Here is a 15,023-nt window from a genome sequence, read left to right on the forward strand (position 1 = left end):
CCCGGACAGCCGGGACACTCCAGGCTGCCCGTACTCACCTGCATTTTCCGGTTAGGGCTCCGGCTGACAGGCCGGGCACCAGTACACGACGCGGTCCTGCGGCGGCGTCCCCAGGCTCGACGTCCGAATCCGCGCGCCGCAGCGCCGGCACGGCTGCCGGGCCCGGCCGTAGACCCAGTTCCGGCGGTCCGGGTGGCTGTCACCGGTGGTCACGTGGCCGTGGCGGAGGCGGTTGACCGTCAGGAGCCGGTGCGCGGTGTCCACCACCTTCTCGGGGCGCGGCACCTCGCCGATCGGCCGCCAGGGTGGGACGCGGGCCAGGAAACTGAGCTCGTTGGCGTAGACGTTGCCGACGCCTGCCAGGTTGCGCTGGTCGAGCAGAGCCAGGGCGAGGGGGCGGGAGGGATCCGCGGTCAGGCGGCGCAGGGCCTCCTCGGCGTCCCAGTCCGGGCCCAGCAGGTCCGGGCCGAGGTGGCCGACGACGCTCGCCTCGTCGGCTGTGGGCAGCAGGTCCATCACGGGCAGGCGGTACCCGACGGCGGTGTTCCGGGCCGTGCCCAGGACGGCGCGGATCTGCCAGCCGGGACCGCCGGTCCAGCGCTCGCCGGCGGGGTAGACGGTCCAGCGGCCGTCCATGCGCAGGTGGGTGTGCAGGGTCAGGCCGCCGTCGAGCCTGGTCAGAAGGTGCTTTCCGCGGGAGGCGACCTCCAGGACGCGGCGGCCGGCCAGGTCCGACGTCGCGAGCGCCGGGACCCGCAGGTCGGCGACGACGAGCTCGTCTCCGGCCAGCGCCTGGTGAAGTCGGGTCGCCGTCCGGAAGATGGAATCACCCTCGGGCACCAGACCTCCCTGGGTGCGTGGAAACGCCCGACCGGGCCAGTTTAACGGCGCGCGCCGTCAGGGCTCGGTCTGGATCACGGTGCCGCGAGGAAGCGCCGGATTTCGGCGGCGAGGCGGGTCGGCTGGTCGAGGGGGGCGACGTCGCGCAGGCCGACGGCGTCCAGGAACTCGGCGACCAGTGCGGCGAGGCCGTGCGGCGACAGGTCCGCCTCGGCGCGCACACCCCTTCGGTGCGCGCCGAGCGGCAGGACCGGGACCACACAGCAGTGGTCCGCCGCCAGGTTGTCGCCGACGGCGCTCCACAGCGTCTCGTCCATCAGGACTCCGGCATGACGGCCTCCTGGTCGGTGCGACCACGGTCGCCCAAAAGTGAACCATCTGGTTCGCATTATCGTCCACTCGGGCGTTTGCCCCGCACGGCGTCGGGTACCCGGGCGCGGCGCAGGGCGCTGATGCGATGCGTATCGGAACGGCACAGGAGGTACCTATGACGACCACGCCGTCGAAGGCCAAGCGACCGCACATGCCGAGCGATGTGACGCCGGACCTGTCGTTGTTCGACCGGTTCGCCACCGGTGCGGCCCACTTCGCCTCGCGGGCGTGGTTCTTCGCCTTCTGCGTCGCCCTCGTGGTGCTCTGGGCGCCCACGTACTTCCTGGTCGGGACCGTGGACACCTGGCAGCTGATCATCAACACGATCACCACCATCGTCACCTTCCTGCTGGTGGCGCTGTTGCAGAACACCGAGACCCGCACCGACGCGGCCACCCAGGACAAGCTGAACGCGCTGGCGCAGGGGCTCAGCGAGCTGATGACGCACATCGCCGACATCCACGACCGGGAGGATCTGCGGGACGAGGTGGAGGAGCTGCGGATGTCCGTCGGACTGGAGGACACCGAGAGCGCCGACTAGCGGCGGCGCCGTACCGGCAGGCAGAACCACAGGACGGCGAACACCACCGCCACCGCGACGGTGATCGCGACGGCATAGGCCCGGCCGACCGCGATGTCGATGGCGAGCAGGATGCTGCTGAGTGCGGCGATCATCAGGGTCGTCATGCCGAGCAGGGTGAGCCGCACCGAGACCCGGATGACATCGGGCAGGTCCTCGGTGCGGTCGCCGAGGTGGTGGTGGCGGCGGTGATAGCTGACCGGGGCCAGGACCAGGGCCGTGGTCACCACGGCGGCGACCAGGCTCACCACGTAGACCGCCTTCTCGAAGCCGGTGGTCGACGTGAAGCGGTTGGTGAAGGGCAGGGTCAGCAGGAAGGCTGAGAGGATCTGGACCCCGGTCTGGACCACACGCAGCTCCTGGAGCGTCTGCTCCAGCTTGTGTTCCAGGTCGCGGCGTTCTTCCTCTTCGGGGTCGGTCTTCTCAGGCATCCAAAGCTCCTGGGGGTTCCGCTCCTTGTAGCCGGGGCCGGCCGGGGTAAACGCGGCGCCCGTCACATCAGCTGAAGCACGATTCAGGAAAAAAATGCCATCTCCGGTTGACAGGCGGACCGCGGGGGGTGAAGGCTTGCCGTAGGCGAAATGCGCGACGACGCCGGGCTCCGGCGGCAGCGATCTTGCGGGCTCAGACCCGATCGATTCATCCGTGCGCGATGTGATCAGCCTGGCGCCGTGCCATGACAGCAGGCTCTTTTTGTCGCCCCGTTCAGGGAGAAGGACATTGTGGAGTGCTGTTTCGTGGTCAGATGCCGGGACGGCCGCCAGGTCGTGAAGCTGCGCGGGGACTTCGATCTGGCCGTCGCCGACGACGTGCGTGCCGCGTTGCAGAGGCAGATCGCCTCGGGGGCCGTGCTGGTGGACTGCTCGGACGTCGACTTCATCGACTCACGCGGCCTGAGCGCCTTGATCTGCGCGCGCTACTCGGCCGTCAAGGCGGCGGTCAGCTTCCAGCTTCTGGACGTCCCCGAGCGGATGCACCGCACGATGCGCGCGGCCGGGATCGACGACCTGTTCGCCCTCGCCACGGGGTGAGGAGCGACCTCGACGCGCAGTCGAGGAACAACACTTTCACGACGCGGTCTCTGAGTCGTCCGCGCGGAGCCGGGGCAGGATCCGCTCGCCGTAGGCGGTGAAGAAGTCCTTGTACCGTGGTCCGATCTGGCTGATGTAGACCTCGTCGAAGCCGGCGTCGACGTACCGCTGGATGGCGGCCACGTGCCGGCCGGGGTCGTCGCCGCAGGTGAAGTTCTCCGCCGCCTGGAATGCGACAATCCGGCACTCGGAGATCCTCTTGTTTGGTCGCGGGCCGGTCGGGCACACGGAGCTCCTCAAGATCGGAGACCGTGATGAGCAGCACCCCTGTCCGCAGTCATGCCCGCCCGACACCGACGGCGCCTTGGATCCTGGTCGCGGCGGTCATCGCGGGGGCCGTGATCCTCGGTGCCGCCCTCATCGCGGGGAGCGTGCCGCTCCTGGCCGTCGGGGCGGTGGTGATCCTCGCCGCCGGCGTGTGCGCCGTCGCGCTCACCCGCCGTGGCGCGGCACCGTTCTCCTTCACCGAGGAGTTTCCGGAGCACACCTATGGCCCGCGCGCGACGGAGCACGGGGACTCCAGCCCGCCGATCGACACCGAGCCGCACCGCCCTCCGGGCCCGCCGCACTACCGGACCATGGAGGAAGTGGACGCCGGGCAGATGAGCGCACCGCCCGACGACCAGCGGGTCTTCCCGCAGTACAGCAACCTCCGTCCGGACGAACGGCTGCGCAACGTCGGAGGCCGGGAAGTCATCGAGCGCGCGGAGGTTCCGGAGCCGGACGAGAACGTCCGTGACACCGAGCCCGATTCCTGATCCCTGATTCCAGGAAACGTTCAAGGAGGAAGGAGGCCGCCATGCCTCGCGGCCAGTGGAGCAAGAAGCGCGAGCGCCAGTATGAACACATCAAGGAAAGCGCGATGGACCGCGGAGAGTCCGAGGACACCGCCGAGGAGATCGCCGCCCGGACGGTGAACAAGGAGCGCGCCCGGCACGGCGAGTCCAAGGAGTCCAGCAAGCTCTCGAAGCAGGACATCTCCTCCAGCCGACGGGGCGGTCTGCGCTCGCACAAGGGCGCTGGCGGCCGTACCTACGACCAGCTGTATGAGGAAGCCAAGGACCGGAACATCCACGGCCGGTCCAAGATGACCAAGAGCGAGCTGCAGAAGGCGCTCGGCGGACGGTGAGCTCCGGCCGGTGAACCGGAATCCCGCGGGCCGCCGCGATCTCGAATTCAGGTTTGGGACGCGGCGGCCTGCGCGTGCAGGTCCGCGAGCGCGAGTGGGCGGGCCGGCGGGTCGGGCAGTGCCACCTGGCTGGTGACACGCAGGTCGGGACCGACGCGGAGGAGCTCGCCGGGCAGCATCAGCCGCCACTGCGGATGCTCGTCGAGGCGCTCGCTGGCCACCACCACGGAGGGCAGGTCGGCGAGGGCCTCGGCCCGCGGCCCACTCGTCATGCCGAACAACCGACACATACGTGATCCTCCCCGGTCGTGGGCTCTTGTCGTGCCCGCGGACGCCGGGGCCAAACGCGGCCGGACATCGTTTCGCCCCCCGTGATCGCGGTTACGAGGGGCGCGGTCGTGCCGGTACCGGTCGCCGATGCGGAAAGAGGACGTGCTCATGCGTGTGCGCTTGTCGGTCTTCAGTGTCCCCACGATCCTGATCCTGGCCACGGCGGCCTGCGCGGGGGCGATGGCGGCGTGGTCGCTGTGGTGGCTGATCGCTGTCGTGGTGTTCGGGGCGCTGGCCCTCGTCGCCGCCTTCGACGTCGCCCAGCGGCGCCATTCGGTGCTGCGGAACTATCCGCTGCTCGGACACCTGCGCTATCTCCTGGAGACCATCCGCCCGGAGATGCAGCAGTACTTCGTCGAGCGCGACTACGACGGCCGCCCCTTCGACCGTGACACCCGCACCGTCGTGTACGAGCAGGCCAAGGGTATCCACGAGGAGACGTCCTTCGGCACCGAGCTGGACGTGATGGAGCCCGGTTACGAGTTCGTCGAACAAGCCACCGTCCCTCTCACACCCGGCGAGGACCAGCCGCGGGTGCGGGTGGGCGGTCCAGACTGCACCCAGCCCTACGACATGGCGATGCTGAACGTGTCCGCGATGAGTTTCGGCTCGCTGAGTGCGAACGCGATCCGTGCTCTGAACGCCGGCGCCGCGAAGGGCGGGTTCGCGCAGGACACCGGGGAGGGCGGCCTGACGCCGTACCACCTCGAAGGCGGCGGCGATCTGATCTGGGAGATCGGCAGCGGGTATTTCAGCGTCCGTACCCCCGAGGGCGACTTCGACCCGGCGCAGTTCCGGGACAAGGTGGCGCATCCGCACGTCAAGGCCGCGGAGCTGAAACTGAGCCAGGGCGCCAAACCGGGGCTCGGAGGAGTGCTGCCGGCCGCCAAGGTGAGCTCGGAGATCGCCCGGATCCGCGAGGTGCCGGAAGGTGAGAAGTGCATCAGCCCGCCGGCTCACCGGGTCTTCAGCACCCCGCGTGAGCTGGTGCTGTTCCTGGCGCGGATGCGTCAGCTGGCCGACGGCAAGCCGGTCGGGTTCAAGCTGTGCGTGGGGCGGCGCCGGGAGTTCCTGGCGATCTGCAAGGCCATGGCCGCCGAGGGCGTCACCCCGGACTTCATCGTCGTCGACGGTTCCGAGGGCGGGACCGGCGCCGCGCCGCTGGAGTTCCAGGACAGTGTCGGGATGGCCCTGACGCCGGGGCTCATGACGGTGCACAACGCCCTGGTCGGCACCGGACTCCGGGACCGGATCCGGATCGGCGTCGGCGGCAAGGTCGCCACCGGCATGGACATCGTCAAGCGCGTCGCACAGGGCGCGGACTACACCAACTCGGCCCGCGCGATGATGATGGCCGCCGGCTGCATCCAGGCCCGTCTGTGCCACACCAACCGCTGCCCGGTCGGCGTGGCCACCCAGGACCCGGCCCGCGCGCGGGCGCTGGACGTGGCGGACAAGACCGAGCGGGTGTGCCGCTACCAGCAGAACACCGTCGCCCAGGCGCAGCAGATCATCGCCGCGATGGGGCTGCGGACGCCGGACGAACTCCGGCCGGGGCACCTGCTGCAGCGCATCGACCACAACACCGTGAAGACCTACGCCCAGCTGTTCGACTGGCTGGAACCCGGCGAGCTGCTCGCCGAGCCGCCGCAGGACTGGGCCGACGACTGGCGCGCCGCTGACCCGGACCACTTTTCGGCCGCTCACAAATGATCCGAGAAGAAACATCTGTTTCATATGGTCCGTATCGGGTTAGGAGGACGCCTCAAGACGAAGTACCGGGCTCCGGGATCAAGTCCGACTCCCCACGCAGCCCGTGGAAAGGAGTGCGACATGGGCGTCATCTTGTTGGTCCTGCTAGTGGCCCTGGTACTGGGCGGCCTCGGCTTTGCTGTACACGCCCTGTGGTGGATCGCGATCGTCGTGTTCATCGCGTGGCTCATCGGCTTCGGCATCAGCCGCGGCGAGAGCGTCGGTGGCAGGCGCCGCTGGTACGGCCGCTGGTAAGTCGAGAACGTCGAAGAAGGGATCCACCATGGGTGTCGGCAACAAGACCAAGTACGCGGCGCAGGACGCCAAGGGCAAGGTCAAGGAAGCTGCTGGCAAGGTCAGCGGTAACGACCGTCTGCGGGCCGAGGGCCGGGGCGACCAGGTCGAGGCCCACGCCAAGCACGCCGCCGACAAGGCCAAGGACACGGCGAAGAACGTCGGCAAGGAAGCGAAGGGCAAGGCCAAGGAGGTCGCCGGCGCGGTGACCGGCAAGCAGGGCATGGAAGCCAAGGGCAAGGCCGAGCAAGTGGCCGCGCATGCCAAGCAGAAGGCGAACAAGTAGCAGTGGAGCCGCTCCGGGGCCGGCGGGCGCCGTGTCGCCCCGCCGGCCCCGGAGCCGGTCCGGGTGCGGCGGATGCCGCGTGGCGAGCGCGCCGACGGCCGGGTCAAGCAGCCATCGTCAAGCAGCCATCTCGGACTCGACGGCTTCGCGGAGCTCGTCGCGGTCCATCTTCGAACGGCCCCGGACGCCCAGCTCGGTGGCCCGTTCGTAGAGCTCGGCCTTGGTGAGGTCCGCCAACTTCCCCCGCTCGCCCTCGGCGGTGGCGGACTGCTTGTGGGCCTTGCCGTGCCGCGGCGTCGCCGGCTTCGGCTTCGAGCGTCCGGCACGGGCGTCGGCCACGCTGCGCTTCAGCGCGTCCAGCAGGTCCACCACGTTCGTCGCCTCGGCCTGCGGCTGCTGCGCCACGACGATCTCGTGCCCGGCGGCCTTCTCCTTGACGAGGTGCATGACCTGCTCGTTGTAGCTGTCGTGGTAATCCTCCGGGTTCCAATCCAGGGCCATGGTGGCGATCAACTGCTCCGCCATCTCGCGTTCCTGGGCCGAGACCGTCGTATGCCCGGTCGGCAGGTCCTTCACCTCCGCGCGGGGATCGCGGATCTCGTCGGCGTAGTGCATGGTCTGCAGCACCAGCGTGCCGTCCTGCGGCAGGACCGCGGTGACCCGGGTCCGGCCGCGCATCGTGAACGACGCGATCCCCGCGCGGCCTGAGTGCTCCAGCGCTTCGGTGATCAGCTTGTAGATCTTGGCGTAGGCCTCCTCGGCGGGCCCGAGGTAGTAGGTCCGGTCGAAGAAGATCGGCTCCACGTCCGCCAGGTCGACGAAGCCGTCGACCTCGATGGTCTTGGACCGTGTGGGTGACATCTCCTCCAGCTCGTCCGGATCGACCACCACGTACTCCCCGGGCGCGACCTCGTAGCCCTTCACGATGTCGTCGTAGTCGACGTCGTCGCCGGTGCGCTCGTTCACCCGCCGGTTCCGGACCCGGTCCGAGGTCCCGCGCTCCAGCTGGTGGAACCGCACGGAATGGTCCTCGACCGCCGTGTAGAGGCCCACGGGCAGCGCTACCAGGCCGAAGGTCAGCACGCCTGTCCAGACAGGTCTGGCCATGATCGCTCCTTTGTCCAGCCACCCTCATGACCTGGAAGGAAACCGACAAACGGGTGGATATCGACGGTTCGCTCCGGTTGGCGGGCCGACGCGCCGCCGACCACACAGTGGAGGCCCTGCGGGTCGTGCGCGAGAACTGAAGTTGGAGCCCTGGTGTTTCCTAGGACGGCCGGACACGCCGTCGGTGGCTGGTGTCGCAGAACGGATAGCGTTCGCTCATCCGGCACGTGCACAACGCCACGGTCGGGCGCTCACTGCGCACCACCGTGCCGTCGGGCAGCCGGACCGTCACCGGACCGCGGACCAGGATCGGGCCCTTGCCCCGCGGCATCGTGACATCAGCGTCCTCATTCGCGGGCACCGCGCACCACCACCAGATCCTCTTCGCGGGTGCCGGGGCCGATGAGACCCTGCTGTTCCAGCCACGGCGCGCGCCCCCGCATGACCGGCCCGAACCCGCCCCGGGAGCGGGCCACGACCTCCGCGCGCAGCCCGGACCGCCGCAACAGCGTGCACGTTCTCGCCACATCGGCCACCGAGGACTGCGCGATCAGCACGACACCGCCGGGGGCCAGCATCCGCCGGCTCTGGCGGCACAGCCGGTCCAGGACGTCGCGTCCCGCCGGTCCCGCGTCCCAGGACCGTGACCGGTCACCCAGAGTGGCGGATGGTGCGCCCGGGGCGGGGATGTAGGGCGGGTTGGAGACGATGAGGTCGAAGCTCCGGTCGCGTACCGGGGCGAACAGGTCGCCGCGGCGCACCTGGATGCGGCGGCCCCTCAGCAGACCGTTCAGGAACGCCGAGCACAAGGCTCTGCGGGAGACGTCCACCGCGGTCACGGCCGCGCCCCGAGCGGCGGCGGCCACCGCCAGGGCGCCGGTGCCCGTACCGAGGTCCAGCACGCGGGCGCCGGAGGGGACGTGCTCCGCTTCGAGGCTCGCCAGGAGGATCTCTGTATCCGGCCGGACCGCGTAGACGCCGGGCAGACAGACGAACATCATTTTCCCCGCTCCTTATTGTCGGTGTGCGTCGCAGCGTGCTGGTGGTGAACGGGTCCCCGAACTCCGCCCCGCGGTCTGTGCGCCTGCGCGGTCATGGTGCGATCACGCCAGCATCGTCCGCGCGGCGAGGTCGTCCACGACGTCCGTGAGGCGCCGCCGCCGCCGGTAGATCTCGCGCTGGCGGCGGTCGCCGGTGCCGCTCCGGGTCAGCCGGCGCAACAGGGTTCCGGTGAGCCGGGCCTCGCCGAGCGCCTCCAGGGCCGGCAGTGCCTGCTCGACGAGCGCCCGCAGAGCGGCGGACAACGGCATCGCGCGGCGCGTGAACGGGTGGGTCCACCTCCCGGCCAGGCCGTGCACGGCCGCCTGGCGGTGGGCCTCGCGGACGTCGGCCTCGCCCAGCCGCGGGCCCGGCTCGCCCCGCCGGGCCTCGGGGAGGAACACGGTCGCGAGCGCCCGGGTGAGCACCGCGACCAGCAGCGCGGTGTCGACGTCCGCGTTGACGTCGGGGACGCGGATCTCCAGGGTCGGCAGGTGTTCCGACGGTCGGGCGTACCAATAGATCATCTTCCGGTCCATCAGCACGCCCGACAGGACGAGGTCGTCGGCCAGGGTCTCGTACGTCTCGCCGGTGATCAGCGGGGCGGGGCCCACGGTCGGCCAGGCCTGCTGCTGGTAGTGCCGCCAGCTCGCGCAGTTCCGGAACTCGCCCGCGGCGAACGGCGAGTTGGTGGCCAGCGCCTGCAGAACGGGAAGCCACGGCCGCAGATGCCCGGCGAGCGCCATGGCCTCGCCGCGGTCCAGGTCGCCGAGGTGGATGTGGCAGCCGCTGGGCTCGCTGTCGATGTGGGCGGCGGCACCGGAGTAGCGCCGCCACATCCGCTCGTAGCGCGCACCTTCGCTGATGGGGAACGGCTTGCTGGTCAGGACCGCGGACCCGGAGGCGACCAGCAGACAGTCGGAGCGCGTGGCGGCCTCGGCCAGCACCAGCCGGTCCTCCACCAGGTCCCGGCGCAGCTCCGCGGCCCGGCGCGCGGGCCGGGTGTGGGCCTCGATCTGGCTGGCGTAGAGCTCGCGGGCCACCCGTTCGCCCAGCCGGTCGGCGGCACGTTTGCAGACGTCGGGGCCCAGCGGCACGGTGCTGCGGCTCGCTGGGTCGGTGAGGACGAACTCCTCCTCGACCCCGAGCGTCAGCGTCTCGAATCGGTGGGGGCTTGTCCGTGCCATGGCCCGTCTCCGTCCTTCACGGTGCTCCTCGGCACCGGTCGGTGGTGTTCCCACCGTGGTGCCGCCCGTGTGCCCAGGTCGGCCGGCGACAAACAGCCGCCACAGTGCGGCGGCCCGCCGGGGCCACGCGTCCACCTGCGCGAACGCCGTGCTCGTTCCGCTCGGCGAGAGGGGCTCAGCGGATGCCGGTCTGATGGCGGAGCGTCCGGTCCCGCACCGCGTTCCGCCGCCCCACCACGAACGAGACGGTCTTGCCGAGCCCCCCGGTCGCCACTCGCAGCCGGTCCACGGTGTGCCGTACCAGCTCCAGGCCGCGGCCGCCCACGTCGTCCGTGGCGGCGCGGCGTGCTTTGGGGAGCTGCGACGAACGGTCGGCGATCTCGCAGCGCGCGCCGGTGGGCGAGATCCGGGTGGCCACCGACACCGGGCCGACGCCGTGCACCACCGCGTTGGTCGCCAGTTCGCTGTAGGCGAGCACGAGACGGTCGGTGTCCTCGCCCTCGCCCCACATCTCGGTCGCGGCCGCTTCGAGCCAGCGCCGGGAAAAGGAGACGTCGGCGGGGGTGCCGGGGAACGACCAGGACAGGGAGCTGACACCGGGCGGTTCGGCCGGGGGGCGTTCGTGCCGGGTGGCGACGCTCCGCGGGTCCGCCGCGTGCGGTGCGATCGGACCGGTGGAACGGGACTGCTGCATGATGCGGCCTCGCAAGGTCGGGGATCCGGATGCGGCGGCCCAGCTGTGCGGTCCGTTTCGCGCAGCGGCGCTGACCCCCCTGGTGGGGACGGTCCGGCGTTCGCCGTCGTCAGTCGTTCGGAATGTCCCGGATCCGTGGGGCTAAACGCACCAGGTCGGTGGTTCCTGACCCACAGTGGTCTCCGGCCCACGGTGAGCCGGTCCGCCGCCGGGACGGCGCTTGAGGAGGCGCACCTCGGCCCGGCCCGCCTCCACGCTCCACCACAGCCTGTCCACCAGGGACTCCAGCAGCGACCAGCCGAACGTCCCGACCTGCTGCCCGGCGAAGTCGCCCGCGACCGGGGCCGAGACGCTGACCGCGACGGCGTCGGGCGACTCGGCGAACTCGCAGATCAGGGTCCGTCCGGCGTCCTGCCCGCGACCCACGACCAGGCAGCACGCCTCGTCGACGGCGAGCCGGAAGTCCTCGACGGCCTCCACCGACAGGCCGAGCCACGCCGCCAGATGCGCGGCGGCCGAGCGGGCCAGGACGATGTGGTCGCGGTCCGCCGGGAGGGCGAGCCGCACTGGTTCCTGCCGCGGGCCGGCCGGCGCGAACCGTTCGAGCACCGTCCCGTCCGCTGATTGTTCGAGCATTGATTCCTCGCCTCCGGTCACCGTCGCCGACGGGATCGCGGGGATACCCGGGCCCGGCGGGCCCAAACGGTCCGAACGGTGGCGGGGAAAGGGGGACGGAGGTGGCAGGGCCTCCGTCCCCCTTTCCTCCCCGGCCGATGCGGACCACCCCACGAGGCCCGGCCCCGGCCGGTGCACGCACAGTGACCCGGATCCGGATTCTCAAACGTCTCCCGGCCCGGGTTCCGTCCGGAATCCGGACTGTTTGGTGCGAGACGAACCGGATATACCGGGCCGGAACCCGGAAACGAGGGGAGCCTCCCATGAACGACATGTCTTCCAGCCGCCGGATCCCGGGCCTCGACCTGCCCGGCGGAGCGTGGGGCCTGCCCCGGGAGCTCGACGACCTCCTGGACCGCTTCGGCCGGTGGGCCGGCTGGGATGTCGGCGGGCGGGCCCAGCCCGCACACTGGATGCCGATCGCGGAGGAGGACGAGACCGCCGACGCCTACCGCGTCCGCCTGGAGCTGCCCGGGATACCGCGAGACCGGGTCCGCGTCGAGATCGAAGGCCGCCAGCTGTGCGTGCGCGGCGATCTCGGCGAGACCACCACACAGCAGGACAGCTACCTCACCCACCGCTCCGGCAGCTTCCTCTACCGCACCTCGCTGCCCGCCGACGCCGACAGCGACACCGTGCGGGCCGACCTGAGGGACGGGGTTCTGACGGTGCTGGTGCCGCGTTCGAGCTCGGCGGGCCGCCGGTCGGTGCCGATCGGCGGCGCGGCGGGGGAGGGGGAAGTGATCGCGGGGCAGACGATCGGCGCTTCCGGCAGCGGCGGTGACGTCGGCACTGGTACGGGAGCTGGCGGCACTAGGGCCGGTACCGGCGCACCGGGTACCGATGCGTCCGGCACCGCCGATGACTCGCGAATCGCCGGCCCGCCGATGGGTCAGCAGGTGGACGGCACGTGACCGCGCGCGGGCAGCCGCCAGGCAGGCGCCGTTCCAGGCGCCGCACGCCTGGAGCCGCGCCTGGAGCCCATGCCCTCCCGCCGGGGAATGCTCCGCCGATCAGCGTTGAGGGCCTTCCGCGCCACTCACCCGATAGGCGCTCGCGAAGGCGGTATGGGTCCGCCAGCCCAGCGCCTCGTACAGCGCCCGGCCCTGCGTCGTCGCGCCGAGAACGGCACGGCGCGCGCCGGCGGCGTGGGCGTGCTGTTGCAGGGCCCGCATGACGGCGGAGCCGAGGCCGCGGCGCTGGTGGGCCGGGGTGGTGATGATCTGGTCCGGAACGGCGACGTTCCCGGCCAGGCCCGCCTGCCCGCGGGCCGCGAGGGAGCCGTCCGGCGCGGCGATGAGGGCGCGGAGGACGCCGCCGCGCTCCCACGTACGCAGCTCGTAGCCGGGTGGCAGGGCGCCCGGCTCGGTCGGCGCGAGTTCGGTCGTCATCAGGAAGCCGGCGTCGTCGAACGCCCATTCCGGGCCGAGCCAGCTGCCGACCACGGCCTCGGGTCCGTCGTGGACCTCGGGCAGGAACACCTTCAGCCACCAGCCGTCCGCCCGCGCGAGGTCGGCGGCGGCGCGGACGCGTGCCTGGTCGGCGTCGACGATCACGTGGCGGGCCACGTGGGCCGGCTGGCCGACGTCGATCGTCCAGCCCCACGGCCGGGGTGCGGGCTCGGCGGCGCCCCGGGACGCCACCCAGCCGGAGATCCAGTCGGCGACGATGTCGGTGAGGTTCTCCGCGGGCTTCGCAGCGGCCGGCGATGTAATAGATGAGGTCGACATGGGCTCATTACATCAGCTGACGCTGACAGTGGCCACGGGGTATCGGCTTCCTCGTCGGCCTTCGGCCCGGCGCGCCGGGGCCTCCCGATGGGGGGAACCACGCCCCGGGCGAAGCCACGCCGAAGAGGTCTGTGCCTGAGGACCGCGCTACCACCGCAGCGCGGCCCCGGTCCCCAACAACGCCCGCTTGTCGTCGATCACGGCCCGCACATCGCGGAACGCCTCCACCCCGCGCCGAACGTTCTCCCGTTCCAACGCGTCCACGATCATCTTCGGGCTCACCCCGGCCCTGACATGCGCCGCGAGCGTCCGTCGCGCCGCCGGTACCCGCAGGTCCAGCGTCGCGCGCACCCGTCCGCCGGCCAGGAACGCCTCGGCGGTGTGCGGGCTCAGCAGTGCGACGGTGTCCGGCCCGACCAGTTCCTCCACGTACCGCACGTCCGACTGCCGGCCGTCGGTCACGGTGAGGCTGGACCACAGGCAGCGCTGAGGCGTCGCGCCCTGCGCCGCCAGCCGGCTCCAGCTGTCTCCGCTGAAGACCGACAGGTACTCCGCGCGGATCAGCTTGGCCGTGGCCAGGGCCAGGGTGCCGACCAGTTCGGGGTGCTCGCCCACGCAGCGCAGGCGCAGGTCCGCCTTCTCATCCAGCGCCGACATCGGTACCGAGGCCACCGAGCTCACGGTTCCCGGGTCGCCGCCCGCGTTCAGCAGCCGTTCCACGCCGCGCCGGTACGCCAGCGCCGTCTCGCGGTACCGGCCCGGCGAGTACACCGCCGTGGCCATCACCGACAGCCCGCGCGCCGTCGCCTCCTCGATCGCGGTCGGCCCGGCCTCGCCGGCGGTGATGCCGACCAGCAGGTTCGGGCGGGCGACGGCGTCGGCCAGCCGCTGCGCCTGGCTCACGGTCGCCGCCGGGTCGGCGGCGCAGTGCGGATCCACCTCCACCCCGACCCAGCCGTCCATGGGTCCCCAACCGTTCAGCGGGCGCGTCCCCTCCGCCGTCTCCAGCAGCAGGTCGCAGGCCTGTTGGGCGTCGACCCGGACCAGCTGGCGGCGGATGTCCTCGGCGTCGTCCAGCAGGGGGACCAGGGTGCGGATCTGCGCGTCGTAGGCGGAGGTGTGGGCCAGCGCCGTGGCCAGTGCCGCCGGGTTGGCCACGGCGCCGGAGACCCCGCTCCGGACGAGGCGGGGCAGGCCGTGCCGGTCGTCGAGGATCCAGTCGCGCGCCAGGTAGTGGATCCACGGGCTCTGTCCATGGTCGGCGAGTTGCTGAAGCGCTGTTCGCACCGTCATCTCCTCACGGATCGGCCGATGGGGGAGCGTGTCGCTCAGGCCCTCGGCCGGATGGGGCGGCCGCCCGTGTCGACGACCACGGCGAGCAGACGGCGGCGGATGGCCGCGTCCACGGCGTTCGCCCGGCAGCTGACCTCCAGCTTCCGGTAGATGCGCTGCAAGTGGGTCTTGACCGTCTCGCTGGACAGCGACAGGCACCAGGCCACCTGCGCCGAGGTCAGCCCGTGCGCCAGGCCGGCCAGCACCTGCCGCTCCCGCCGCGAGACGAACGGCCCCGGCGGCTGGAGCCGGGACGGGATCGCGCCGGAACCGTGCGCCAGCGCCACCGCGTGCGCGGCGTTGCGCGCCCCGAGCGCGCGGTAGATCCGCGACATGTGGCTGGCCACGGTGCGCGGCGCTATCCCCAGCTGACGGGACACCTCGTACTTGGTGCCGCCCGCCGCGACGAGCGTCAGCACCTGGATCTCCCGGAGTGTCAGCTCGCGCCGCTGGCTGTCGTCCGCCGCGACACGGAGACGGACGACCCCGGGCCGCAGATGCATGATCTGGGCGGGTCCGCCGTTCAGGCGTTCGGCACTCGTGATGGTCATCGCAGCGGGCTCCAGTTCTCGAGAAGGCGCGGGGT

General features: G+C 71.4%; 22 protein-coding genes. 8 read left to right on the top strand and 14 right to left on the bottom strand.

Going from position 1 to position 15,023, the window contains the following annotated elements; all coding sequences use genetic code 11:
• Positions 1–51: 51 nt before the first annotated feature.
• Positions 52–840 (bottom strand): DNA-formamidopyrimidine glycosylase family protein, encoded by a 789-nt coding sequence (locus tag ABD466_RS39400; protein WP_344662403.1) that lies wholly within the window; start codon positions 838–840, stop codon positions 52–54.
• A 74-nt stretch (positions 841–914) separates the two neighbouring features.
• Positions 915–1,157, bottom strand: coding sequence for a hypothetical protein (locus ABD466_RS39405; protein ID WP_344662404.1), 243 nt, complete (start codon positions 1,155–1,157; stop codon positions 915–917).
• Between the two features lie 170 nt (positions 1,158–1,327).
• On the opposite strand from ABD466_RS39405, the gene ABD466_RS39410 reads away from it, so the two are divergent.
• Positions 1,328–1,753, top strand: coding sequence for a low affinity iron permease family protein (locus ABD466_RS39410; protein WP_344662405.1), 426 nt, complete (start codon positions 1,328–1,330; stop codon positions 1,751–1,753).
• On the opposite strand, the gene ABD466_RS39415 is transcribed toward ABD466_RS39410, so the two are convergent.
• Entirely contained in the window at positions 1,750–2,223 is a 474-nt protein-coding gene (locus ABD466_RS39415; RefSeq protein ID WP_344662406.1) for a DUF6328 family protein, read from the bottom strand. The genes ABD466_RS39410 and ABD466_RS39415 overlap by 4 nt on opposite strands.
• Positions 2,224–2,529: 306 nt before the next feature.
• On the opposite strand from ABD466_RS39415, the gene ABD466_RS39420 reads away from it, so the two are divergent.
• Positions 2,530–2,823 (top strand): STAS domain-containing protein, encoded by a 294-nt coding sequence (locus tag ABD466_RS39420; RefSeq protein WP_344662407.1) that lies wholly within the window; start codon positions 2,530–2,532, stop codon positions 2,821–2,823.
• Between the two features lie 36 nt (positions 2,824–2,859).
• Here ABD466_RS39420 and ABD466_RS39425 read toward each other — a convergent pair whose 3' ends face one another.
• Entirely contained in the window at positions 2,860–3,123 is a 264-nt protein-coding gene (locus tag ABD466_RS39425; protein WP_344662408.1) for a hypothetical protein, read from the bottom strand.
• 14 nt (positions 3,124–3,137) lie between these two features.
• On the opposite strand from ABD466_RS39425, the gene ABD466_RS39430 reads away from it, so the two are divergent.
• A complete protein-coding gene (locus ABD466_RS39430) occupies positions 3,138–3,641 on the top strand; it encodes a hypothetical protein (RefSeq protein ID WP_344662409.1) in 504 nt (167 codons plus the stop codon).
• A 41-nt stretch (positions 3,642–3,682) separates the two neighbouring features.
• Positions 3,683–4,012 carry a plasmid stabilization protein gene (locus tag ABD466_RS39435; RefSeq protein WP_344662410.1) on the top strand — a complete coding sequence of 110 codons (330 nt, stop codon included), beginning with the start codon at positions 3,683–3,685 and terminating at the stop codon, positions 4,010–4,012.
• Between the two features lie 47 nt (positions 4,013–4,059).
• Here the strand turns inward: ABD466_RS39435 and ABD466_RS39440 are convergent, their stop codons facing one another.
• Positions 4,060–4,284, bottom strand: coding sequence for a hypothetical protein (locus ABD466_RS39440; RefSeq protein WP_425558855.1), 225 nt, complete (start codon positions 4,282–4,284; stop codon positions 4,060–4,062).
• Between the two features lie 166 nt (positions 4,285–4,450).
• On the opposite strand from ABD466_RS39440, the gene ABD466_RS39445 reads away from it, so the two are divergent.
• From ABD466_RS39445 to ABD466_RS39455, 3 genes are all read left to right on the top strand, one after another.
• The gene (locus ABD466_RS39445) at positions 4,451–6,055 is read left to right on the top strand and encodes an FMN-binding glutamate synthase family protein (RefSeq protein WP_344662411.1); all 1,605 of its coding nucleotides are present in this window, start codon (positions 4,451–4,453) and stop codon (positions 6,053–6,055) included.
• A gap of 120 nt (positions 6,056–6,175) precedes the next feature.
• Positions 6,176–6,349, top strand: coding sequence for a hydrophobic protein (locus ABD466_RS39450; RefSeq protein ID WP_344662412.1), 174 nt, complete (start codon positions 6,176–6,178; stop codon positions 6,347–6,349).
• Between the two features lie 28 nt (positions 6,350–6,377).
• Positions 6,378–6,674 (top strand): CsbD family protein, encoded by a 297-nt coding sequence (locus ABD466_RS39455; RefSeq protein WP_344662413.1) that lies wholly within the window; start codon positions 6,378–6,380, stop codon positions 6,672–6,674.
• Between the two features lie 117 nt (positions 6,675–6,791).
• On the opposite strand, the gene ku is transcribed toward ABD466_RS39455, so the two are convergent.
• From ku to ABD466_RS39485, 6 genes are all read right to left on the bottom strand, one after another.
• Positions 6,792–7,781, bottom strand: a complete 990-nt coding sequence (gene ku, locus ABD466_RS39460; RefSeq protein ID WP_344662414.1) for a non-homologous end joining protein Ku — start codon at positions 7,779–7,781, stop codon at positions 6,792–6,794.
• A 160-nt stretch (positions 7,782–7,941) separates the two neighbouring features.
• Complete coding sequence (locus tag ABD466_RS39465; RefSeq protein ID WP_425558856.1) at positions 7,942–8,142, bottom strand: CDGSH iron-sulfur domain-containing protein; 201 nt, start codon at positions 8,140–8,142, stop codon at positions 7,942–7,944.
• Positions 8,129–8,782 carry a HemK2/MTQ2 family protein methyltransferase gene (locus ABD466_RS39470; protein WP_344662415.1) on the bottom strand — a complete coding sequence of 218 codons (654 nt, stop codon included), beginning with the start codon at positions 8,780–8,782 and terminating at the stop codon, positions 8,129–8,131. The genes ABD466_RS39465 and ABD466_RS39470 overlap by 14 nt, the downstream gene beginning before the upstream one ends.
• A gap of 102 nt (positions 8,783–8,884) precedes the next feature.
• A complete protein-coding gene (locus ABD466_RS39475) occupies positions 8,885–10,006 on the bottom strand; it encodes a carboxylate-amine ligase (RefSeq protein ID WP_344662416.1) in 1,122 nt (373 codons plus the stop codon).
• A gap of 175 nt (positions 10,007–10,181) precedes the next feature.
• Positions 10,182–10,700 (bottom strand): ATP-binding protein, encoded by a 519-nt coding sequence (locus ABD466_RS39480; protein ID WP_344662417.1) that lies wholly within the window; start codon positions 10,698–10,700, stop codon positions 10,182–10,184.
• 141 nt (positions 10,701–10,841) lie between these two features.
• On the bottom strand, positions 10,842–11,336 hold the full coding sequence (locus tag ABD466_RS39485; RefSeq protein WP_344662418.1) for an ATP-binding protein: 495 nt from the start codon (positions 11,334–11,336) through the stop codon (positions 10,842–10,844).
• Between the two features lie 302 nt (positions 11,337–11,638).
• Between ABD466_RS39485 and ABD466_RS39490 the strand changes: the two genes are divergently transcribed.
• Positions 11,639–12,289 (top strand): Hsp20/alpha crystallin family protein, encoded by a 651-nt coding sequence (locus tag ABD466_RS39490; protein WP_344662419.1) that lies wholly within the window; start codon positions 11,639–11,641, stop codon positions 12,287–12,289.
• 99 nt (positions 12,290–12,388) lie between these two features.
• Here the strand turns inward: ABD466_RS39490 and ABD466_RS39495 are convergent, their stop codons facing one another.
• From ABD466_RS39495 to ABD466_RS39505, 3 genes are all read right to left on the bottom strand, one after another.
• Entirely contained in the window at positions 12,389–13,105 is a 717-nt protein-coding gene (locus tag ABD466_RS39495) for a GNAT family N-acetyltransferase (RefSeq protein ID WP_344662420.1), read from the bottom strand.
• 147 nt (positions 13,106–13,252) lie between these two features.
• Positions 13,253–14,392: a transaldolase family protein gene (locus tag ABD466_RS39500; RefSeq protein ID WP_344662421.1), complete on the bottom strand. Its 1,140-nt coding sequence runs from the start codon at positions 14,390–14,392 to the stop codon at positions 13,253–13,255.
• A gap of 41 nt (positions 14,393–14,433) precedes the next feature.
• On the bottom strand, positions 14,434–14,988 hold the full coding sequence (locus tag ABD466_RS39505; RefSeq protein WP_344662422.1) for a response regulator transcription factor: 555 nt from the start codon (positions 14,986–14,988) through the stop codon (positions 14,434–14,436).
• Positions 14,989–15,023: the final 35 nt, after the last annotated feature.

This window comes from Catenulispora subtropica (genome assembly GCF_039531675.1).
GTDB classification, from domain to species: Bacteria; Actinomycetota; Actinomycetes; order Streptomycetales; family Catenulisporaceae; genus Catenulispora; species Catenulispora subtropica.